20 protein-coding genes are annotated in these 21,758 nt (G+C 67.1%); 8 read left to right on the top strand and 12 right to left on the bottom strand.

Translation table 11 applies throughout. The features are described 5' to 3' along the window. Positions 1 to 17 precede the first annotated feature (17 nt). From CDN38_RS19735 to CDN38_RS19720, 4 genes are all read right to left on the bottom strand, one after another. The gene (locus CDN38_RS19735; RefSeq protein ID WP_075509895.1) at positions 18 to 1,184 is read right to left on the bottom strand and encodes a cystathionine gamma-synthase; all 1,167 of its coding nucleotides are present in this window, start codon (positions 1,182 to 1,184) and stop codon (positions 18 to 20) included. Positions 1,185 to 1,262: 78 nt separating this feature from the next. Next, positions 1,263 to 1,979 (bottom strand): RDD family protein, encoded by a 717-nt coding sequence (locus CDN38_RS19730; RefSeq protein WP_099319135.1) that lies wholly within the window; start codon positions 1,977 to 1,979, stop codon positions 1,263 to 1,265. A 123-nt stretch (positions 1,980 to 2,102) separates the two neighbouring features. Beyond that, positions 2,103 to 3,497, bottom strand: coding sequence for a cystathionine beta-synthase (locus CDN38_RS19725; protein WP_075509897.1), 1,395 nt, complete (start codon positions 3,495 to 3,497; stop codon positions 2,103 to 2,105). 44 nt (positions 3,498 to 3,541) lie between these two features. Next, positions 3,542 to 4,609, bottom strand: coding sequence for an alpha/beta hydrolase (locus CDN38_RS19720; protein WP_075509898.1), 1,068 nt, complete (start codon positions 4,607 to 4,609; stop codon positions 3,542 to 3,544). A 244-nt stretch (positions 4,610 to 4,853) separates the two neighbouring features. Between CDN38_RS19720 and CDN38_RS19715 the strand changes: the two genes are divergently transcribed. Together CDN38_RS19715 and CDN38_RS19710 are read left to right on the top strand one after the other, a co-directional pair. Further along, entirely contained in the window at positions 4,854 to 5,816 is a 963-nt protein-coding gene (locus CDN38_RS19715) for an SGNH/GDSL hydrolase family protein (RefSeq protein WP_099319134.1), read from the top strand. Positions 5,817 to 6,039: 223 nt separating this feature from the next. After that, positions 6,040 to 7,257 (top strand): acetyl-CoA C-acetyltransferase, encoded by a 1,218-nt coding sequence (locus tag CDN38_RS19710; protein ID WP_075509900.1) that lies wholly within the window; start codon positions 6,040 to 6,042, stop codon positions 7,255 to 7,257. Between the two features lie 202 nt (positions 7,258 to 7,459). Here CDN38_RS19710 and CDN38_RS19705 read toward each other — a convergent pair whose 3' ends face one another. Then, on the bottom strand, positions 7,460 to 8,296 hold the full coding sequence (locus CDN38_RS19705) for a Bax inhibitor-1/YccA family protein (protein WP_075509901.1): 837 nt from the start codon (positions 8,294 to 8,296) through the stop codon (positions 7,460 to 7,462). A 260-nt stretch (positions 8,297 to 8,556) separates the two neighbouring features. Between CDN38_RS19705 and CDN38_RS19700 the strand changes: the two genes are divergently transcribed. From CDN38_RS19700 to CDN38_RS19690, 3 genes are read left to right on the top strand one after another with little or no spacing between them, the layout of a single operon-like run. Next, positions 8,557 to 9,594, top strand: coding sequence for an enoyl-CoA hydratase/isomerase family protein (locus CDN38_RS19700; RefSeq protein ID WP_099319437.1), 1,038 nt, complete (start codon positions 8,557 to 8,559; stop codon positions 9,592 to 9,594). Between the two features lie 11 nt (positions 9,595 to 9,605). After that, positions 9,606 to 10,379 carry an enoyl-CoA hydratase gene (locus CDN38_RS19695; RefSeq protein ID WP_075509902.1) on the top strand — a complete coding sequence of 258 codons (774 nt, stop codon included), beginning with the start codon at positions 9,606 to 9,608 and terminating at the stop codon, positions 10,377 to 10,379. After that, a complete protein-coding gene (locus CDN38_RS19690) occupies positions 10,376 to 12,142 on the top strand; it encodes an alpha/beta hydrolase (RefSeq protein ID WP_075509903.1) in 1,767 nt (588 codons plus the stop codon). The genes CDN38_RS19695 and CDN38_RS19690 overlap by 4 nt, the downstream gene beginning before the upstream one ends. Here the strand turns inward: CDN38_RS19690 and CDN38_RS19685 are convergent. Both CDN38_RS19685 and CDN38_RS19680 read right to left on the bottom strand, forming a co-directional pair. After that, entirely contained in the window at positions 12,139 to 12,534 is a 396-nt protein-coding gene (locus CDN38_RS19685) for a rhodanese-like domain-containing protein (RefSeq protein WP_075509904.1), read from the bottom strand. The genes CDN38_RS19690 and CDN38_RS19685 overlap by 4 nt on opposite strands. Continuing rightward, positions 12,534 to 13,130, bottom strand: a complete 597-nt coding sequence (locus CDN38_RS19680; RefSeq protein WP_082277026.1) for a cysteine dioxygenase — start codon at positions 13,128 to 13,130, stop codon at positions 12,534 to 12,536. The genes CDN38_RS19685 and CDN38_RS19680 overlap by 1 nt, the downstream gene beginning before the upstream one ends. A 123-nt stretch (positions 13,131 to 13,253) precedes the next feature. On the opposite strand from CDN38_RS19680, the gene CDN38_RS19675 reads away from it, so the two are divergent. Together CDN38_RS19675 and CDN38_RS19670 are read left to right on the top strand one after the other, a co-directional pair. Next, the gene (locus tag CDN38_RS19675; protein WP_075509906.1) at positions 13,254 to 13,712 is read left to right on the top strand and encodes a lipoprotein LpqV; all 459 of its coding nucleotides are present in this window, start codon (positions 13,254 to 13,256) and stop codon (positions 13,710 to 13,712) included. Positions 13,713 to 13,805: 93 nt separating this feature from the next. Next, a complete protein-coding gene (locus CDN38_RS19670; protein WP_075509933.1) occupies positions 13,806 to 14,879 on the top strand; it encodes a patatin family protein in 1,074 nt (357 codons plus the stop codon). Position 14,880: 1 nt separating this feature from the next. Here the strand turns inward: CDN38_RS19670 and CDN38_RS19665 are convergent, their stop codons facing one another. Together CDN38_RS19665 and CDN38_RS19660 are read right to left on the bottom strand one after the other, a co-directional pair. Beyond that, complete coding sequence (locus CDN38_RS19665) at positions 14,881 to 15,732, bottom strand: patatin-like phospholipase family protein (RefSeq protein WP_075509907.1); 852 nt, start codon at positions 15,730 to 15,732, stop codon at positions 14,881 to 14,883. Between the two features lie 6 nt (positions 15,733 to 15,738). After that, positions 15,739 to 16,593, bottom strand: a complete 855-nt coding sequence (locus tag CDN38_RS19660) for a class II glutamine amidotransferase (protein WP_075509934.1) — start codon at positions 16,591 to 16,593, stop codon at positions 15,739 to 15,741. Between the two features lie 137 nt (positions 16,594 to 16,730). On the opposite strand from CDN38_RS19660, the gene CDN38_RS19655 reads away from it, so the two are divergent. Then, complete coding sequence (locus CDN38_RS19655) at positions 16,731 to 18,350, top strand: amidohydrolase (protein WP_075509908.1); 1,620 nt, start codon at positions 16,731 to 16,733, stop codon at positions 18,348 to 18,350. 28 nt (positions 18,351 to 18,378) lie between these two features. Here the strand turns inward: CDN38_RS19655 and CDN38_RS19650 are convergent, their stop codons facing one another. From CDN38_RS19650 to CDN38_RS19640, 3 genes are all read right to left on the bottom strand, one after another. Beyond that, a complete protein-coding gene (locus tag CDN38_RS19650; protein ID WP_075509909.1) occupies positions 18,379 to 18,852 on the bottom strand; it encodes an SRPBCC family protein in 474 nt (157 codons plus the stop codon). Between the two features lie 76 nt (positions 18,853 to 18,928). Further along, positions 18,929 to 19,987, bottom strand: a complete 1,059-nt coding sequence (locus tag CDN38_RS19645; protein ID WP_075509910.1) for an NAD(P)H-dependent amine dehydrogenase family protein — start codon at positions 19,985 to 19,987, stop codon at positions 18,929 to 18,931. Between the two features lie 108 nt (positions 19,988 to 20,095). Next, on the bottom strand, positions 20,096 to 21,727 hold the full coding sequence (locus tag CDN38_RS19640; RefSeq protein ID WP_075509911.1) for a long-chain fatty acid--CoA ligase: 1,632 nt from the start codon (positions 21,725 to 21,727) through the stop codon (positions 20,096 to 20,098). Between the last annotated feature and the right edge of the window lie 31 nt (positions 21,728 to 21,758).

Raw genomic sequence — 21,758 nt, 5'->3', positions numbered from 1 at the left:
GTAGGCCGTCGGCGCGCCTAGCCGAGCGCCTGCTCCAGATCGCCGAGCAGGTCGGCGATGTCCTCGATGCCGACCGAAAGCCGTACCAGATCGTCGGGGACCTCGAGCTGCGAGCCCGCAGTCGACGCATGGGTCATGGCGGCGGGATGTTCGATAAGCGATTCCACCCCGCCCAGCGATTCGGCCAGGATGAAGACCTTGGTGTTGGCGCATAGATTCCGAGCGGCTTCCCGCCCGGCTTTCATGCGCACCGATACCATGCCGCCGAAGCCGCGCATTTGCCGCGCGGCGACGTCATGCCCGGGGTGCTCCAGGAGTCCCGGATACAGCACAGTAGTGACCGCGGGATGCTCGGCGAGGAATTGGGCTACGGCACCAGCATTTTCGCTATGCCGCTGCATCCGCAGCACCAAGGTCTTCAGCCCGCGCATGGTCAGGTAGGCGTCGAACGGACCCGGGACGGCTCCCGCCCCGTTCTGCAGGAAGCCGAACGCCTGGTCCAGCTCCTCGTCGTTGGTGACCAGGGCACCGCCCACGACGTCGGAGTGCCCGCCGATGTACTTGGTAGTCGAGTGCAACACCACATCGGCGCCCAGTGTCAACGGCTGCTGCAGAGCTGGCGATGCAAACGTGTTGTCCACCAACACTTTTGCGGAGCTATCCGCACCCAGCTGAGCGATGCTCGCGATGTCGGCGATCGACAGCAACGGGTTGGTCGGTGTTTCCACCCAGATCAGCCGGGTGCGCGGCGTGATCGCACCGCGCGCCGCATCCAGATCGGAAAGCGCCACCGGTGTGTACTCGACGTTCCACCGGGTGAACACCTTGTCGATCAGCCGAAAGGTGCCGCCGTAGGCGTCGTCGGGAATGACCACGTGGTCCCCGGGTCGCAGCATGGCCCGCAGCGCACAGTCGGCGGCGGCCATCCCGGAACTGAACGCCCGGCAGTACCCGCCGTCCTCGACGGCGGCCAGCGACGCCTCCAAGGCGGCCCGCGTCGGGTTTCCGGTGCGAGCGTATTCGTAGCCGCCCCTCAGTCCGCCGACACCGTCCTGCGCGAACGTACTGCTGGCATAGATCGGAGCATTGACGGCTCCGGTTGCCGAGTCGGGTCGGTAGCCGGCGTGGATGGCTTTGGTGGCTAGCCCGCTGAACTGGTGATGCCCCAGACGGTCGTCATTCATCGATGGTCAAGCCTAATAGCAAGGCGCTACCCCGGGTCGCCGCGTCCGGGATAGCGCCTTGCCGAGTCAATGCCAGGGTCAGACCGGCAGGCAGACCGTGGTCATGATCTTGTCGGCCAGCGTCTGTCGCTTGGCGTCCCACAACGGGAACAGGAAGCCCACGTAGCAGATGATCGCGTCGACAAAGTGTGCGAGTTGACGTACCAATGACATCCCGAAGCCCAACGGCTGACCGGTGGTTTCGCTGACCACCTTGAACTTCAGCACCGACTTGCCGATGCTCGATCCGGTGGTGCCCTGGCGGTAGCCGTAGTTCCACACCCCGTAGGCGAGTATCGCCAGCGACGCCAGCCCCTGCGCCAGCACCCCGATGATCGAGTCCTGCGCATAGCAGTACTGGCTCACGTCGTACTGATTGACGCTGGTGACGCACGACGACTGCTGGGTGACCATTGCGATCACCCAACCGATGCCGTAGACGACGACAATCGGAGCGGTGTCGATGAGGAAGGCCAGTACGCGGGTTATCCACGGGGTGTAGGACTCCGTCGGCCGGGAGCGGATCGCCGGCCCGGGCGGCGGTGGCGCATAGCCGGCGGCCGACGGCGGCGGCGGTGGCGGATAGCCGCCCTCCGGCGGGGGTGGTGGCGAATAAGACCCGCCAGGCGGCGGAGGCGGCGGGTAGGAGCCGCCGCTCGGCTGCGAAGGCTGGGACGGTGGCTCAAACCCACCGGAGGAGCCGGGAGGCGGTGGCGGTGGGGGGTAAGACCCGCCGGGGGGCGGCTGATCGGTCATGGGAGCAACCTTCCACTCAGGGTTCGCTTGCGGCGGCCTTACAGTACCTGAGGTCGAATGCGCGAGGGCGGCTGGGCGAAAGCCGCCGGGCACGCTGTGCCGCGTGGCTATTCCCGCCGTCGCTCAGCGTCGACCTGCCCCTTCGGACAGGAAACCCAGCAGGTCGTAGCGGGTAATCACGCCGACCGGTTTGCCTTCCTCCACTACCATCAACGCGTCGCTGTCCCGCAACGCCTTTTCGGCCACGCTGACCAATTCGCCGGCCCCGATCAGCTTCAGCGGCGGGCTCATATGTTGTGACACGGCATCGGCCAGCTTGGCGCGGCCCTCGAAAACGGCCGACAGCAGTTCGCGTTCGGACACGCTGCCGGCAACCTCGCCGGCCATCACCGGCGGCTCGGCGCCGACGACGGGCATCTGCGACACCCCGTACTCGCGAAGGATCCCGATTGCGTCACGCACCGTCTCCGATGGATGGGTGTGCACCAGATCGGGCAACGCACCGGACTTGCGGCGCAACACATCACCGACCGTGGCTTCCTCGGTCGACCCGTCAAGACGGCTCCGCAGGAATCCGTACGACGACATCCAGGCGTCATTGAAGATCTTCGACATATAACCGCGGCCGCCGTCGGGCAGCAGGACGACAACCAGCGCGTCGGGCCCGGCGGTTTCGGCGACTTTCAACGCCGCCACCACCGCCATCCCGCACGACCCACCCACCAGCAGCGCTTCCTCCCGGGCCAGCCGCCTGGTCATGTCGAACGAGTCGGCGTCTGACACCGCGATGATCTCGTCGGGAACCGAAGGGTCGTAGGCCGCCGGCCAGAAGTCCTCGCCGACCCCCTCGACTAGATAGGGGCGGCCGGTCCCGCCCGAATACACCGAGCCCTCGGGGTCGGCGCCGATGATGCGCACCCGACCTCCGGACACCTCTTTGAGATAGCGGCCCGCGCCGGTGATCGTTCCGCCGGTGCCGATGCCGGCGACGAAATGAGTGACCTTGCCGTCGGTGTCGGCCCAGATTTCCGGCCCGGTGGTTGCGTAGTGGCTGGCCGGTCCTTCCGGGTTGGCGTACTGGTCGGGCTTCCAGGCGCCGTCGATTTCTCTGACCAACCGGTCGGAGACGCTGTAGTAGCTGTCCGGGTCGGTAGGCGGCACCGCCGTCGGGCACACGATTACCTCGGCGCCGTAGGCGCGCAACACATTTCGCTTGTCCTCGCTGACCTTGTCCGGGCAGACGAACACGCACCGGTACCCGCGGCGCTGTGCCACCAACGCGAGTCCGACACCGGTGTTGCCAGAGGTGGGTTCGACGATGGTGCCGCCCGGTCTCAGCTCACCGCTGGCCTCGGCGGCGTCGATCATCTTCACCGCGATCCGGTCCTTGGAACTGCCTCCCGGGTTGAGGTATTCGATCTTTGCCGCCACGGTCGCCGCCCCGTCCGGGACGACCGAGTTCAGGCGGACCAGTGGCGTGCCGCCGATGAGGTCACTGATGTGCTGCGCGATCCGCATGCGTTCATGGTCTCAGGCGGTTTGGGCCCGCGTACATCCAGCTACTAGCCGGTGGCTTCCCGGATGTACTCGCCGATCTGGCGCAGCGAGCGCACCGCCTCGGGCAGCAGCGGCCCGGCGACCTGGAAGTCGTGCACCTGGCCGGGCCAGACGCGAAGCTCCGCGGGCACACCGGCCGCCGCCAGCTTGCGCGCGGCCAGCTGTGCATCGTGCAACAGCACCTCGGATCCGGACACGTGAATCAGCGTTCGCGGCAGGCCCGGCCGGATGTGCTCCAGTGGCTCGTAAAGCTCCTCGGGTTTGCCGTCGACAGCGTTGGTGGCCGCTGCGCTAGCAACCAATTCGCCGAGCGCATCGAAGGCCTTCGCCGGGAACATCGCGTCGGTTTTGATGTTCGGGTGCGCCTGCTTGTTTTCCTTTGCCAGCTGTAGCAGTGGCGAGATCGCTACCAGAGCTGCCGGCTCCTCGTCCTCGTCCTGCAGCCGCTGCGCGAGCGCCAATGCGAGATACCCGCCGGCGGAGTCGCCGGCCAGCACTATCTGCTCCGGGTCGTAACCCAACAGCCGCAGCCAACGGTAGCCGTCGTGACAGTCGTCGAGCGCCATCCCGATCGAGTGCTTGGGCATCAACCGATAGTTGACGATCAGGACAGGCGAATCAGCAAACTGTGACAGCAACTCGACGAGCCGCCCGTGCGAGTTTGCTCCACAGGTCAGGAACGCGCCGCCGTGCAGATACAGAACCACTCGCCGGGTGCCGTCCGCAGGCAGCACGCCGCGCGCCCGAACCAGTTGCGCCGACGCATTCGGCAAGCTCACCGAGGCCCTGACGGTTACCGGTGCCGGAAGCAGCATCTTGGCAGCGTGGTCGATCAGTCCCCACGGCCATGGCACATGCGGAACATAGCTACCCACAGTGAGAGCCGGCCGGATCGTCAGTCGCGACGCCAGCGTAGCAACTCGCGCAGCAATACTCGGGCCAGACTCGACGACCTCAACCGGAGCGCCGTCGCTGATGGCAAATCTGCGTGCCTGCAGTCTACGTGCCTTGAGCACGTCCCGTGGGCGAATCGGATGTCTGGGGGAACCGGATACCCTGTTCGGTGCCGTCATGCTCAACACTTCCTACGCCGTTGTAGTCCGATACAGCATGTGACGAAAGGGTTGAGCGTCCGGTTCACCTGCTCCCCCGAAGCGGTCAGCCAACTCGTCCGACTTAGCTTGACAGCATATTCCCGAGGCGACGTTCGTAGAGTCTGATTCGATATCACAATTGATCCGCACCGTAATTCAGCTGTTTTGTCAGCTACCCGCGCAAACAGCGAAGCCGATCTAAACTGGTCTCGTGGGCATAAGCGTGCCGCGACGTTCGACCATCGCTTTGGCCACAGCAGGTGCACTCGCCTCGACGGGCACGGCCTATCTGGGCGCACGCAACTTGCTGGTCGGCCAGGCGACACACGCGCGCACTGTCATTCCCAGAGCCTGCGACATGCCGCCTCGTGCCGATGGCGTATACACCCGCAGCGGCGGGCCGGTGCAACGGTGGCGCCGCGGAACACCCTTCGACCTGCACCTGATGATGTTCGGCGACTCGACGGCATGCGGATACGGGTGTACCAGCGCCGAGGAAGTCCCGGGCGGGCTGATCGCACGCAAACTCGCCGAGCAGACCGGCAAGCGGGTCCGGTTGAGCACCAAAGCCATCGTCGGCGCCACCTCGAAAGGCGTTAGCGGTCAAGTCGATGCGATGTTCGTGGCCGGACCGCCGCCGGACGCGGCAGTGATCATCATCGGTGCCAACGACGTCACGTCCCTCAACCGCATCGGAGAATCCGCCGAGCGGCTGGCCTCATCGGTGCGCAGGTTGCGTGCCCGCGGCGCGGCCGTGGTCGTCGGCACCTGTCCCGACTTCGGCGTCATCACGGCCATCCCCCAGCCACTGCGTTCCCTGGCGCACACGCGTGCAGCGCGGCTGGCCCGCGCTCAGACTGTCGCCGTCAAAGCGGCCGGTGGGGTGCCGGTGCCGTTGGCGCACCTACTGGCGCCCCAATTCCGGGCCGCTCCCGAAGGCATGTTCTCCGCCGACCGGTACCACCCGTCGGCGACCGCCTACGCGTTGGCAGCCGACCAACTGCTGCTCGCCCTGCGCGACGCGCTGCGCGGAAAGGTCGGTTGCGCAGCGATTGATCGGCCATCCCGCGCCGCTGCGCCGGCACGCGGTTGTGAGCCCACCCGAGGCAGCATCGTGTCGCGGCTGTGGCGGCGCCCGACGCCGGCCATGCCCGCAGCCGTCGTCGTCGCGCCGGCCGGCGGCTGACCGCCGCCAGGGTTGCCCGGCTCGCCAGCTCGGAGGTGCCCGCTTCGCGGGCCGCATCGTCGCCAGGCTCACCCCAATCGCCCGGCTCCTCCTCGCCCCGCTTCGCGGGCCGCATCGTCGCCAGGCTCACCCCAATCGCCCGGCTCCTCCTCGCCCCGCTTCGCGGGCCGCATCGTCGCCAGGCTAAATTCGGCTTCGCACACCCCAATGGAGGGAGCCCGTCATGCCGGAAGCCGTCATCGTCTCAACCGCCCGCTCGCCTATCGGCCGCGCCATGAAAGGCTCACTGGTCACCATGCGGCCCGACGACCTGGCCGTGCAGATGGTCCGTGCCGCCCTGGACAAGGTGCCCGCGCTGAACCCACACCAGATCGACGACCTGATCATGGGCTGTGGTCTGCCGGGCGGCGAGTCGGGCTTCAACATCGCGCGCGTCGTCGCTGTTGCGCTCGGCTATGACTTCCTGCCGGGCACCACGGTCAACCGGTACTGCTCGTCGTCGCTGCAGACCACCCGAATGGCCTTCCACGCGATCAAGGCCGGCGAAGGCGACGCATTCATCTCCGCGGGGGTGGAGACAGTTTCCCGGTTCGGTAAGGGCAACTCCGACTCCTGGCCGGACACCAAGAACCCGATCTTCGACGAGGCTCAGGAACGCTCCACTGCTGCCGCCGCCGGGGCCGACGAATGGCACGACCCCCGCGCCGACGGCAAGCTGCCCGACGTCTATATCGCGATGGGCCAGACCGCAGAAAACGTCGCAATCCTCACCGGCATCTCACGCGAAGACCAGGACCACTGGGGAGTACGCAGCCAGAACCGCGCCGAGGAGGCGATCAAGAGCGGCTTCTTTCAGCGCGAGATCACCCCGGTCACGCTCCCGGACGGCACCACGGTCAGCGCTGACGACGGCCCCCGGCCCGGCACCACCTACGAGAAGGTGAGCGAGCTCAAGCCGGTTTTCCGGCCAAACGGCACCGTGACCGCCGGGAACGCCTGCCCACTCAACGACGGCGCCGCCGCGGTGGTGATCACCAGCGACACCAAGGCCAAGGAACTCGGCCTGACCCCCTTGGCGCGCATCGTGTCCACCGGCGTCAGCGGTCTGTCCCCGGAGATCATGGGCCTCGGCCCGATCGAGGCTTGCAAGAAGGCACTCGAACGAGCCGGCATGTCGATCAACGACATCGATCTGGTCGAGATCAACGAAGCCTTCGCCGTGCAGGTGCTGGGATCGGCCCGCGAGCTGGGCATCGACGAGGACAAGCTGAACGTCTCGGGCGGAGCGATCGCCCTGGGACACCCGTTCGGCATGACCGGCGCGCGCATCACCACCACGCTGCTGAACAACCTGCAGACCCACGACAAGACATTCGGTCTGGAGACGATGTGCGTGGGCGGCGGCCAGGGCATGGCGATGGTGATCGAGCGGCTGAGCTGACACGCCGCTCCGGCCAGCCGATCGAGCGTGCGTCCTGGCGGGGTCGAGTGTGCGTCCTGGGCGTTCACCGTGCGTCTAGGGCGAAGACACGCCGACCGGCACCACCACCACCGCACACTCGACACCACCACCGCACACTCGACACCACCGGCACCAGCGCAGCAAAAAGCCGGCACGTACGTGCCGGCTTTTACTGACCGAACTAGTCGTTCTGCAGATAGCTGAGCAGGCGCAGGATCTCGATGTAGAGCCAGACCAGCGTGACGGTCAGGCCGAGGGCAATACCCCATGCCGCCTTATCCGGCGCTCCCGCGCGGATCATCTGGTCGGCCGCGTCGAAGTCGATCAAGAAGCTGAACGCCGCGATAGCAATGACGACCAGCGAGAAGATGATCGCCAACGGTCCGCCACTGCGCAGGCCCAGGCCCGTTCCGCCGCCGACACCGAACATCGCCAACACGAAGTTGCCGAGCATCAGGAACAGCACGCCGAAGAGGGCAGCGACCACCATCCGGGTGAACTTGGGCGTCACCCGAATGGCCCCGGTCTTGTACACGATGAGCATGCCGAAGAACACGCCCAGAGTGCCCAGGACGGCTTCTCCGATGAGCATTCCGGCATTGGCCGAGCCCACCGAGAAGTTGGCCATGACGAACGAGAAGGCTCCCAGGAACAGGCCTTCGAGTCCGGCGTAGGTGAGCACGATCGCCGGGTTGTCCTGTTTGCGACCGAAGGTGGCCACCAGCACCAGCGCCAACCCGCCGAGCGCGCCGATCAGGGTCAGCGGCATCGCGAGGTTGAGGTTCTGGGCGACCAGGAAGTAGGAGACCACGGCGCTGGCGGTCAGCGTGGCCAAGGTCAGGCCGGTCTTGGTGACGACGTCGTCAATGGTCAGCGGGCGCGCAGCCCGGGTTTCCTGGTAGGGAGCAGGGTAAGGGTCGGCCGCGTATCCCGGCTGGGCCAGGCCCGGACCGAATTGTGCGTATCCGCCCCTCTGCTTCGGCAGCGAACGAAATACCGGGTTACTTGTCTCCCGCACCGTCGGATCCTCTCTTGTGGCTCCACATATGACTACAGCTTCGGAAGCTTCGGACTTCAGCTTCGAGTTGTGCGAACACCTGCTCAACGATCAGTGGCCCGCCCGGGTTCCCAGCGGAGCTGCTGTTTTGTCGTCCGGCTCAAGATAAACCTTAGCCCCGCGGGCACCCCGGGGCGAGTCACGATCTAGATTGCTCGTCAAACTCATGGGCAGACTTGGGACGGATTCCTGCGAGGGGAGACTAGGGCGTGACTGCGGCCGTGACTGGCGAATCCGACGAAGTTCTGACCCGCGTCGACGGTGGCGTCGGCTTGATTACGCTCAACCGCCCGAAGGCGATCAATTCGCTGAACCAAACGATGGTGGACCTGCTGAGGACGGTGCTCATTCGTTGGGAACGCGACGACGCAATCCGTGCCGTGGTGCTCTCGGGGGCCGGCGAACGCGGATTGTGCGCGGGCGGCGACGTCGTCGCGGTTTACCACAGCGCCCGCAAGGACGGGGTCGAGGCGCGGCGGTTCTGGCGCGCCGAGTATTTGATGAACGGCCAGATCGGCCGATTCTCCAAGCCGTACGCGGCGCTGATGGACGGCATCGTGATGGGGGGCGGCGTGGGCGTCAGCGCCCACGGCGACGTCAGGGTGGTCACCGACACTTCCAAGGTCGCGATGCCCGAGGTCGGCATCGGGTTCATCCCCGACGTGGGTGGGGTGTATCTGCTGTCCCGGGCGCCGGGCGCGCTGGGTTTGCACGCCGCGCTGACCGGAGCGCCGTTTTCTGGAGCCGACGCCATCGCGATGGGCTTTGCCGACCACTACGTGCCGCACGCCGACCTCGACGCGTTCCGCGCCGCGATCACCTCCGATGGCGTGGCGAGCGCACTTGCCCACTACACCGTCGACCCTCCACCCAGTGAGCTTGCCGCACAACGCGATTGGATCGACGAGTGCTACACCGGCGATACCGTCGCCGAGATCGTCGCCAAGCTGCGGGATCATGGTGCACAACCGGCTAACGACGCCGCCGAGCTGATCGCCACCCGCTCCCCTATCGCGCTGTCGGTGACGCTGGAGGCAGTACGCCGCGCCGCCACCATGGAAACGCTGGAAGACGTTCTGGTCCAAGACTATCGGGTGTCATCGGCGTCGCTTCGCTCCCACGATCTGGTGGAAGGCATCCGCGCCCAACTGATCGACAAGGACCGCAAGCCGAAATGGTCGCCGGCGGCACTGGCCGAGATCACCAAGGCCGACGTGACAGCGTATTTCGAGCCGGTCGATGACGACTTGAGCTTCTAGGAAGGCAATCCATGGGATACGAAACGATTCTGGTCGAGCGCGACGAGCGGGTGGGCACCATCACGCTGAACCGGCCGCAGGCACTGAATGCGCTCAACAGCCAGGTGATGAACGAAGTCACCAGCGCGGCAATGGAATTGGACAACGACCCAGGCATCGGGGCGATCGTCATCACCGGCTCCGCCAAGGCGTTCGCCGCGGGCGCCGACATCAAGGAAATGGCCGGGTTGACGTTCGCCGACGCGTTCGATGCCGATTTCTTCGCTGCCTGGGGCAAACTCGCCGCCGTGCGTACCCCGACGATCGCCGCGGTGGCCGGATACGCGCTGGGCGGCGGCTGCGAGCTGGCCATGATGTGCGACCTGCTGATCGCCGCCGATACCGCCAAGTTCGGCCAGCCGGAGATCAAGCTCGGCGTACTGCCCGGCATGGGCGGCTCGCAGCGGTTGACCCGGGCCATCGGCAAAGCCAAGGCCATGGACCTCATCCTGACCGGACGCACCATCGACGCCGCCGAGGCCGAGCGCAGCGGGCTGGTCTCGCGGGTGGTGCCGGCCGAAGACCTGCTGACCGAGGCCAAGACCGTCGCCACCACCATCTCGCAGCTGTCACGGTCGGCGACCCGGATGGCCAAAGAGGCCGTCAACCGAGCCTTCGAATCGACTCTGGCCGAAGGATTACTCTACGAACGCCGGCTCTTCCATTCCACCTTTGCCACCGACGATCAATCGGAAGGCATGGCGGCCTTCATCGAGAAGCGGCCGCCTCATTTCACCCACCGATGACCGAACCGCATTCTGCGACGAGCACCGACACCGGCACGGAACCGAAAGCCGCCGGCGCCGAGTCGTCCGCCGTCCCGGTCGCGAAAACACCTGAGCCGCAAACGGTTCGCAAGGCATGGTGGATACGCCACTACACCTTCACCGGCACCGCGCTCGGGTTGATTTTCCTGTGGTTCTCCATGACGCCGTCACTGCTGCCGCGCGGTCCGCTCTACCAAGGTCTGGTCAGCGGCATCTCCGGCGCCATCGGGTATGGCCTGGGCGTCTTCACGGTCTGGCTGGTCCGGTACATGCGTTCGCAGAATTCCAGTCCGCCACCACCGCGCTGGGTGTGGCTGCCGCTGATCGCGGTCGGCGCGGTCGGCATGGTCCTGATGGCGATCTGGTTCCACGTCTGGCAGGACGACGTGCGCGACCTGATGGGTGTCGAGCACCTGAAGTGGTACGACTACCCGCTGGCTGCGGCCGTATCGCTGATCGCGTTGTTCACCCTTGTCGAAATCGGCCAGTTCATCCGGCGGCTGGTCGGTTTCCTGGTGCGGCAAGTCGACCGGATCGCGCCGTTCCGGGTGTCGGCGACCATCGTGGTGGTCCTGCTGGTGGCGCTGACGATAACGCTGCTCAACGGTGTCGTGCTCAAGTTCGCGATGCACTCCATGAACAGCACTTTTGCCTCGGTCAACGACGAGATGAGCTCCAATACCGCGCCGCCGAAGACGTCGCTGCGATCGGGCGGCCCGCAGTCGCTGGTGTCGTGGGACTCGCTGGGTCACCAGGGCCGCATCTTCGTCGAGGCCGGTCCGAACGTCGCCGACCTGACCAAGTTCAACGGAACCCCGGCGACCGAGCCCATCCGGGCATACGCCGGCCTGGACTCGGCGAACGGAATTACCGAGACCGCCGAGCTGGCGGCGCGCGAATTGCAGCGCACCGGCGGTCTGCAACGCGCTGTCGTCGCCGTCGCCACCACGACCGGCACCGGCTGGATCAACGAGGCCGAAGCCGACGCGCTGGAGTACATCTACAACGGCAACACCGCGATCGTGAGCATGCAGTACTCGTACCTGCCGAGCTGGTTGTCGTTCCTGGTGGACAAGGAGAACGCCCGCCATGCCGGGCAGGCCCTGTTCGAGGCGGTCGACAGGTTGATCCGGCAGATGCCGGAATTCAAGCGTCCCAAGCTGGTGGTGTTCGGTGAGAGCCTCGGATCCTTCGGCGGCGAGGCGCCGTTCATGACCCTCGACAATGTCCTCGCCCGCACCGACGGCGCCTTGTTCAGCGGCCCGACCTTCAACAACACCATTTGGAACGACTTGACTTCGACTCGCGATCCCGGTTCACCGCAGTGGCTGCCGATTTATCACCACGGCGCCAATGTGCGGTTCGTCGCGCGCCCGAGTGATCTGCAACGCCCCGACGAACCCTGGGGGCGGCCACGGGTGGTCTATCTGCAGCACGCCTCGGATCCGATCGCGTGGTGGACGCCCGACCTGTTGTTCAAGAAACCCGACTGGCTGAGCGAACCGCGCGGCTACGACGTGCTGCCGCAGACCCGCTGGATCCCGGTGGTGACGTTCCTGCAAGTCACCGCCGACATGGCGGTGGCGGTGGAGGTGCCGCCCGGGCACGGGCACCACTACGTCGCCGACGCGGCCGACGCCTGGGCCGCAATACTGTCGCCGCCCGGCTGGACGCACCAGATGACCGAGCGCCTGCGGCCGGTGTTGCACTCCAACGCCAAGCCGCTCGGCTCGTCAGGCTAGCACCTGCCCAGAGGTTCGAGCTCGGCCAGTACGCCGGCGGCCACCAGCGCGTGGTAGCCGCCGATGACGTCGGTGGCGCGGTGCAGCCCGAGGTCCAGTAGCGCGGCCGCGGCCAGGCTGGAGGTGTAGCCCTCCGAGCACAGAATCACCCACTCGACGTCGTCGCCGACGGCCTGCGGCAGCCGGGCATCGCTGGTCGGGTCACAGCGCCATTCCAGGACGTTGCGTTCGATCACCAGCGCACCCGGCACCTCCCCTTCAACGGCACGCTGCGCCTGCGGCCGGATGTCGACGAGCACCGCGCCGCGCCGCAACACCTCGGGCACCTCCCCGGCGGGCAAGCGCGGATACCGGCTGCGCGCGGCGTCCAGTATCCGATCGATCCGGCTCATCACGACTTTTCGGGTTGGTCGGTCAACTCGGTGCGCCGGCGGCGCAGCGTATTGCGTTCGGTGACTTCGTAATACGACATCGCCGTCAGCGGCGGCGAATACGCGTGCACGCTCAGCGTCGGCGGCATGGGAGTCGACAGCGGCTCGGTGGCCGGCTCGGTAACGGGCGCCGTGCGCGGCGCCCACACCACGTCGTGCACCCAGCCCAGCGGGAACCCGGCCTGATCGCCCGCATCGAGCCGACGGCGCCGCAACCGCCGCCCGTCCCACCGGTATTCGTTGAGCGACCCGGACAGCACCGTCAGCGCCCCGATCGAACCGCCGTGATCGTGCAATTCGGTGGCGTGCCCGGGAACCCAGCTGATCAGCCAGATATCCAGGTCGTCGTCCCCGTGAACGCGGGCAAACCAGCGCTCCGTCTCGGGCAGGCCGCCCCGGGGCAGCAGGTGGTCGTAGCGCCCGCTGAGCACGTCGTCGGCAACCTGGTCGGTGGCGTGCAACAGGTCGGGCACCCGCAGCCGGGTGGGCCCGGGGAACGGGGATGCAACGGCAGGGGCGGTGAGTAGCGGCCTGGAAAGTGGCCTGGAAAGAGGCATAGCCATGCGAGGGACTCCAGAGTGCGAAAACGGATCGGGTTATCGGCGGCAGGTCAGGGCCGACAACACTCGAAAAATCCGACGCACTTCATCACGGCCGCCAGTGTTGCATAAATTGGCACCATGCGCGGATCGCGTCCTCGGGACTTGGCGTGCGCCTGCCTGTGGGGGCCGCTGGTTGTCGCGGCGAGCGTGGCGGTCGTCACCGGCTGCTGGCATACCGGCGGCGGTAGCACCGCGTCGTCGTCTTCGGCCAGGTCGTCGGCGCTGTCACCGACCGCGCCGAGTTCGCTGCCGCCGGGTGCTGTCGGGGTTTCGCCCACCGGCGTGACGACCCGGGTCGACGTTCCCGCCGAGTCGACCGAGGAGGAATACTTCCAGGCCTGCCATGCCGCCAAGGTGTGGATGCAGACCCAGCCCATCACCGGCGACGGGCTGATCGAGCCCTATCTGGCGATGGTGCAGGGCTCGCAATCCGGCGTTGCCGGCAGTTGGAACATCCGCTGGGCGGAGCTGACCCCGGCGCGTCAGGCGGCGGTGATCGTGGCGGCGGTCGCGGCGGCCAACAACGAATGCGGGTAGCCATGTTCCAGCCGGTCGCGCAATTGCGATCACGGCTGCAAGAAACTGCCGACCGGTTCCCCGGGAGCCATGACGGCCACGCAGAATGAACAGATGACCGGGCCAACAGCCGTGCGGATGCGCGGAACATCTCCCAGTCGCGTCGCGTTGGCGCTCGGCAGCGGCGGCGCCCGTGGTTACGCCCACATCGGGGTGATCCAGACGCTGCGGGAGCGCGGCTACGACATCGTCGGGATCGCCGGCTCCTCCATGGGGGCGCTGGTCGGCGGTCTGCACGCGGCCGGGCGGCTGGAGGAGTTCACCGACTGGGCCAAGTCGTTGACGCAACGCACCATTCTGCGACTGCTGGACCCGTCCATTACCGCGGCCGGGGTGCTGCGGGCCGAGAAGATCCTGGATGCGGTGCGCGACATCCTCGGCCCAGTCACCATCGAACAACTACCGATCCCCTATACGGCGGTGGCGACGGACCTGTTGGCGGGCAAGTCGGTGTGGTTTCAGCGCGGACCTCTCGACGAAGCGATCCGGGCGTCGATCGCGATACCCGGGGTCATCGCCCCGCACGAACTCGACGGGCGGCTGCTCGCCGACGGCGGCATCCTGGATCCGCTGCCGATTGCGCCGATCGCCGCGGTCAATGCCGATCTGACCATCGCGGTCAGCCTCAACGGCAGCGAAGCGGGGCTACCACGCGGCTCCGAACCCGGGGTCACCGCCGAATGGCTGAACCGCGTGGTCCGCAGCACCTCGGCGATCTTCGACGCCACCGCCGCCCGGGCACTGCTTGACCGGCCGACGGCGCGAGCGGTGCTGAGCCGGCTCGGTGCGGGTTCCCAAGAATCGGATTCCTGGTCCGACGACGCGGAGCTGGACGAGCGCGCCGCCGACGACGGCACCGACGATCAGGGGGCGCCCGAAGTCCCCAGGATGGGCAGCTTCGAGGTGATGAACCGAACGATCGACATCGCCCAGTCCGCGCTGGCCCGCCACACTCTGGCGACCTACCCCGCCGACCTGCTGATCGAGGTGCCCCGCGCGACCTGCCGAAGCCTGGAATTCCACCGGGCCGTCGAGGTGATCGCCACCGGCCGGGCCTTGGCCGCGCGGGCCCTGGATGCCCTCGAAGCCGACGACGAGCAGCCGGCCCCTCCGGCGATCGAAAGCTGAATCAGCCGCCCAGGAAGCGGGCGAGGGCCGCCGCTTCCCGACGGCCCTGTTCTCGCCCCGCCATGGCCGAGCCTGCCCGGCAGCGCGGATCCAACGGGTTGGGCCCGAACGCCGCCAGCGACTCCTCGTCGGCGAACACGGCGATTCCGGTACCCGGGAATGCCGCGACCTCGGCGGCCGGTCCCGGGCCGAACGGGGACGGCGAGTCCGGGCCGGACGGCACCAAGACCACCGCCACCCCACAGTCGTCGGCAACGCCGAGGTTGACCGAGCTGGCCACGCCGCCGTCCATGTACCGGCGGCCCGCGATCGTCACCGGCGGCCAGGCTCCCGGCACCGCACAGCTGGCGGCCACCGCATCGACGAGGTCGACACCCGAGTGGCGGTCGAAGACCATCAATTCGCCTGTGGCGGTGTCGATCGCGGTAATCCGCAGGTCCCGGTCCGGCCACTCGTGCACCGGCAGCCGCTCGGCGATCACCGCGCGGCGAACTGGCTCGGGAACGGTGTGGGTCGCCAGCGCCACGGCCCCGATCCGCTGCAGCGGCCCGCGCTCCCCCGGCTCCCGCAGGGAGTGCAGGAACAGCTCGGTAATGGCGTCGATGTCGACGCCCGGGTCGATCTCGGCCGATGTCTGGGCGAGCTGCAGATCGAACAGGTCTTCCAGGCGCCGACCGCCGCTGATCTGCGCCGCCACCGCCGATCCGGCCGATGTCCCCACCAGCACGTCCGAATCCAGCAACAGCCGGGCCGTCGCCGGCGACTGCTCGGCGATACCAAGGAGAACGCCTGTCTCCCAAGCGATTCCGGCCAGGCCGCCGCCGGCCAGCACGAGCGCCCGTCTGCCTACCACCTCGGCCTACTCTGCCATCACCGACGAGCCCAGATCCGCCCGCCGCAGCAGCTGACCGGGCGGATCCGGCAGCACCACATCGCGGGTCAGCTGCAGCGCGGCGTCGACATGGACCAACTCGCCCGGGCCGAGCAACGACCAACGCGGATCCTCGTCCATCGGCTCGGTGGCGAAAACCACCGACGGCCGAGTGCACAGGTGCGGTGACCACGCCCGAATTCGGTTGCTGCGCAGGTGAAATTCCGGACCACACAACGACGGATCGCGCCGGTCCAGCAGATAGAGCTCATGAGAGTCCGGATAACGCAGCGCCCACATGTCGGTGGCGGTGCTGAGCAGCACGTTGACGGCATAGATCGGCACGTTCGCGGCCAACCATTGCAGGGCGTCGACCAGACCGGCTGACCGGTCGCCGCCGTGAGCGCGGATCGAAGCGGTGATCAACGCGAATACCCGCTCCGAATCGGTCTGGCCCAACACCAGATCCGCCGCGCCGAGCTCGCGGAGTCGTCCGTCGATGACGTCCAGGCCCTCGACCACTCCGTTGTGCGCGAACATCCGGCCGTCCTGCAAGAACGGGTGGGTGTTGCGGACATCGAGCGAACCGGTCGTCGCGTAGCGCACGTGAGCGACGAACGTCGTGCCGGTCAGCTCGCGGGCCTCGGTCGCGAACGCGGCGTCATGCCAGGCCGCCATCGGCTCTTTGTGCACCTGCGGCCGGCCGAACTCGTCGAACACCCCCACGCCGGTGTCGTCGGGGTTTCTGCGGCTTTGCCGGGCCAGGCTGTCGGGGGCATCCAGCAGCCAAAAAGTCGCCGTGGCAACCTCATTCCCGGCATGCAGGCCAAAGAGTCGGCACATGGCCTCGACGTTACCCGGCCCCGGGCCGGCCCGGCTCGCACCGGCAGTCATGACGGCGGTCATCCGGTGTGGTCAAATACGGGCTAGCGCTCGGTGGCGTCCCGGTTGCCGACGGCATATCAGGTGGGAGGCCACCCATGACAGCTGCTGACCTCGTGATCCGCGGTGTGGTATTGACCGTCGACGACGCCCGACCTACCGCCGAAGCCCTTGCCGTCAACGACGGCCGGATCGTCGCGGTGGGCAACTGGTCGGATGTCGAGGGCTGGGTCGGCTCCGATACGCCGGTCGTCGACATCGGATCGGGCTGTGTCATGCCGGGCCTGGTGGAGGCGCACGGGCACCCGCTGCTGGAGTCCATGGTGCTGTCGAACCGGATGGTCGACATCCGCCCGGTCACGGTCCGCGACGCGGACGACGTGGTCGGCGCGATTCGGCGGGAAGTGGCCACCCGGGGTGCGACAGGCGCCTACCTGTTCGGCTGGGATCCACTGCTGCAACCAGGGCTGCCGGAGCCGACCCTGCGCTGGCTCGACGACCTGGCCGCCGACACCCCGCTGGTCATCTTTCACAACTCGTGTCACAAGGCCTACTTCAACTCGACTGCCGCCAGGCAGGCCGGGATCACCCGCGATACGCCAAACCCTAAGGGCGCCAACTATGGTCGCGACGCCAACGGCGATCTCGACGGCACCGCCGAGGAAACCGCCGCGTTGTTGCCGCTGGTCGCCGGGGCGATCAACCCGGCCGACTACCCCGCCATGCTGCGCGCCGAGTGCGCCCGGCTGAATCAGGCGGGCCTGACGACGTGCTCGGAGATGGCGTTCGAGCCCACCTTTCGCCCGATGCTTGCCCAGTTGAACGACGCGGGTGAGCTGACCGTTCGGCTGCGCACCTACGAGATCTCCACCGCCGCGCTGACCACCGACATGACCCCTGACAACGGCGACGACATGGTGCGTCAGGTGGGCATCAAGATCTGGGTCGACGGCTCGCCGTGGTTGGGCAACATCGACTTGTCGGCTCCCTATCTCGACACCGGCGCTAGCCGCGCCATGGGCATCGCGCCGGGTTCCTGCGGCCACGCCAACTACAGCCGCGAACAGCTGACCGAGATCGTCGACGCCTACTTCCCGCTCGGATGGCCGATGGCCTGTCACGTCATGGGTGACGCCGGAGTCGACACCATCCTCGACGTCTACGAGGAAGCACTGCGCAAGCACCCGCGAACCGATCACCGGCTACGGCTGGAACACGTCCCGCTGATGCGCCCGGACCAGCTGCGGCGCGCCGCCGCGCTGGGCGTCACCGCCAGCCTGTTCGTCGACCAGATCCACTACTGGGGCGACATCCTGGTCGACGGTCTTTTCGGACCCGAGCGCGGGTCGCAGTGGGCGCCGGCCGGTTCCGCCGTCGCCGCCGGTATGCGGATCTCGCTGCACAATGATCCGCCGGTCACCCCCGAAGAACCGCTGCGCAACATCAGCGTCGCGGCCACCCGTACCGCGCCGAGCGGGCGGGTGCTGGCCCCCGAGGAGCGGTTGACGGTCGACCAGGCGATCCGCGCCCAGACGCTCGACGCGGCGTGGCAGTTGTTCGCCGACGACGTGATCGGCTCGCTGGCGGTCGGCAAGTACGCCGACATGGTCGTGCTGTCGCAAGACCCGCGGACCGTCGCCCCCGAGGAGATCGCTGATCTCGAGGTGCGGGCGACGTTTCTCGCCGGCCGGCAGGTGTACGGCCCGACTCTGGGCTGAGCCCGCTCCGGCGCAGTAGCCGCGCCGTTCAGCCCACCAGTTGCTCGGCGAGTTTCTCGAGGACGATGCGGGCGTAGCCCTTCCACATCCTGCCGAACAGCGGCAGCAGCGGTGCGGTCACGCCCGATTTGGGGTGCAGGGTCCACTGCCAGGCGACCCTGGTTCCCGTCCCCGCCGGCGCGAAGCTCCACTTGCCTTCCACCAGGCTGACCAGCGGCGCCAGCGGGCCCTTGATGTCGGTGAGCGTGTAGCTGAACGATCGCGGCGGGTCGACGTTGGTCAGCGTCTCGCGCACTAGGCCGCCGCCGACCATGGTGATGACACGGGTTTGGCCCGCGGCATCCCAATCGCCGGTTTGCTCCCGGACCTCCTTGATCGGCGGGATCACCCCGTACCACCGCGAACAGATCACCGGCAGCGCTATCGGCAGCGTGCGACTGAAGGCGTCCTCGACAGTGACGGGTATTGCCCGCGATTGCTCGACTACGACAGAGTGTGTCAGTTGCCCATCCCCTTTGTCCCGAGGCCGATTTCCGGATAACTCTAACCGCGATATCGAGCACGGTGCGGCCCGGTGATCACCGCGACAACTCCGGTGCCGCCCGGGCGGTGATCAACGGCAGATCGAAGAAACTCTGGATGCCCGCCGGGGCGGCGCAGGTCGCGGGGATCGCGTTGACGCAGTGCGCCGCGGTGGCGACGATGCCCGGGTTGCTCTGCAGCCCGGCCGCCACGCTGTCCGGCTGCCACCCCTTGACGGTGACAAAGGTGTCGGGATTACCGCGCACCTCGATCTCGTAGCGTTCCCCCGTCGGCCCGAAAGACCATGGCGGATCAAGGTTTTCGGACCCCATCAACCAGTTGACGGTGATCTCGACCACCACTTTGTCCCCGACGAGCGCTTCCCAATGAAACCGGCGCCCGGCAACCTGGCCCGGTTCGATGATCCCGATCGGCGAGTCTATCGGCGCGGTCGCAACGGCGACTTCCTGCGATGTGCGGATCTTGGGATCGGCGGCGAAACCCAACCGGTCGACACACAGCCGGACCGACTGCATGAAGCCGCCGTCGAGCAGTTTCTGCATCGGCCCGGTCAGCGCACTGTCCGGGGTGCCGCCGAAGCCCATGACATAGCGCAGCACATCCGGTGCCCCGTAGCTCCGCAGATCCGAAAACTCCTCGGAGCGAACAAAAGTCACGCCGGTTGACATCACCGACAGCAGCAACGGAAACAGCTCGGTGGCCGCTCCGGGCCCGATACCGGCGCCATGAAGGGTCGCATTGCCGGCCTGCGCGGCAACCTCGAGTGGTGCGGCTTCCTTCTCGCTCGGGTAGAACCACCCGACCGGAGTGACGACGTTCTTGCCCGAGCGCAGCAATGCCGCAACCTCGTCGACGCTGGGCAGCAGCGGCGCGTAGATCACCGCGTCGGCGTCGAGGGCCAGGATTTCGTCGACGCTGTTGGTGGCGACGACTCCCAGCGGTGCGGTGCCGATGATCTCACCGACGTCTTTGCCGTTCTTGGCCTCGGAATGCACCCAGCAGCCGGCCAATTCGAGTTCTGGATGCTCGAGCACGCCCTTGATCGCGGCGACCCCCACCGACCCGGTTGCCCATTGAATGACCCGCAGACTCATGTCCTCGAACTCACCTTCCTCGCGAGCAGACACACAATCGCACGTTTTGCCGCGTGGCTATGCGATTCTATGACTGCTCGCGCACAGCGGGTGGCGCCCCCGGTGGGCTCAGTTGTGCACCTCGACGACGTCGTAGACACCGTCGCCGTAGCGGGAGCGGATGGTCTTCTTGTCGTATTTGCCCACGCTGGTACGGGGAATCTCGTCGGCGAAAGCCCATCGCTCGGGCAACCACCACCGAGCTACCTTGTCCGCCAAGAACTTCCGCAGATCCCCGGCACTCACCTCGACCCCTTCGCGGGTGACGACAACCGCCAGCGGCCGTTCCTGCCAGCGCTCGTCGGGAACGCCCACCACCGCGGCCTCGACGACCTCGGGATGGCCGATCAGACAGTTCTCCAGTTCGACCGACGAAATCCATTCCCCGCCGGACTTGATGACGTCCTTGGCGCGGTCGGTGAGCGTGATGAAGCCCTGTTCGTCGATGCGGCCGACGTCGCCGGTGCGCAGCCACCCGGAGTCGAACTTCGACTCGTCATATCCCAGGTAATACGAACCGGTGATCCACGGCCCGCGAACTTCCACCTCGCCCACGGCTTTGCCGTCATTGGGCAGCACTTGGCCGTTATCGTCGACGATCCTGGCCTCCACCCCGCACACCGGCTGGCCCTGCGTCGACCGAATGGCCCAGTACCGATCCGCCGGGGTTCCCGGCGGCGGCCATGCCATGGTGGCCATCGGCGAGGTCTCCGTCATGCCCCACAGTTGGCGGATCTGGACGCCGTGTTTTTCTTCGAAGGTGCGCATCAGCGATTCCGGGACCGCCGAGCCGCCGCAGGCCACCAGCCGCAGCGAGGACACGTCGTGGCCGGGATCCTTCTCCAGGTGATGCATGACGTCGTTCCAGATTGTCGGCACCGCGCCGGCCAGGGTGGGCCGCAGGTTCTCGATCATGTGGATGAGCGATCGCGCGTCGAGATGCCGGTCGGGTAGCACCAAGTCCGCACCGGCCATCAACGCCGCATACGGCAGTCCCCAGGCGTTGGCGTGAAACATCGGCACGATCGGCAGTACCCGATCGCTGGAGCCGACCCCAATGCCGTTGGTGGTGCAGGTCGCCATGGAGTGCAGAAAACTCGAACGATGGCTGTACACAACGCCCTTGGGATTGCCGGTGGTGCCGCTGGTGTAGCACATCGCCGCCGCGGAGTGCTCGTCCAGCTGCGGCCAGTCGAATTCGGCCGACTCGCCGTCGATCACCTCGGCGTAGCGCAGCACCGTCTTGCCGGATTCCTGTAAGGGCGCGGTGTCGCCGTCGCCGACGGCGATCACGGTGTGCACGGTGTCGAGTTTGGGCAGGACCGGAGCCAGGAGTTTGGCCAGCGACAGGTCGACCAGGACGACTTGGTCTTCGGCCTCGTTGGCCACATAGACGATCTGCTCGGCGAACAGCCGGATGTTCAGCGTGTGCAGCACCGCGCCCATCGACGGCACGGCCAGGTAGGCCACCAGATGTTCGGTGTTGTTCCACATGAAGGTGGCCACCCGCTGGTCCCCGGTGATCCCGAGGCGGCGCAGTCCGTTTGCCAGCTGGGCTGCGCGTAGCCCGACTTCGCGGTAGCTGGTATGCCGGTACCCGTCATCGCTGGCCGTGACGACCTCGCGCAAACCATGGATACCGCAGCCGTGCCGCATGATCGCGCTGATGGTCAGCGGGAATTCCTGCATCGTGCTGTACATCGATGTACCGCCTTACGGGTCTCGGCGCAGC

It is taken from the genome of Mycobacterium ostraviense (assembly GCF_002705925.1).
Taxonomy (GTDB): Bacteria; Actinomycetota; Actinomycetes; order Mycobacteriales; family Mycobacteriaceae; genus Mycobacterium; species Mycobacterium ostraviense.
Note: the sequence above shows the minus strand (reverse complement) of the source record. Positions and strands in the feature narration are given on the sequence as shown.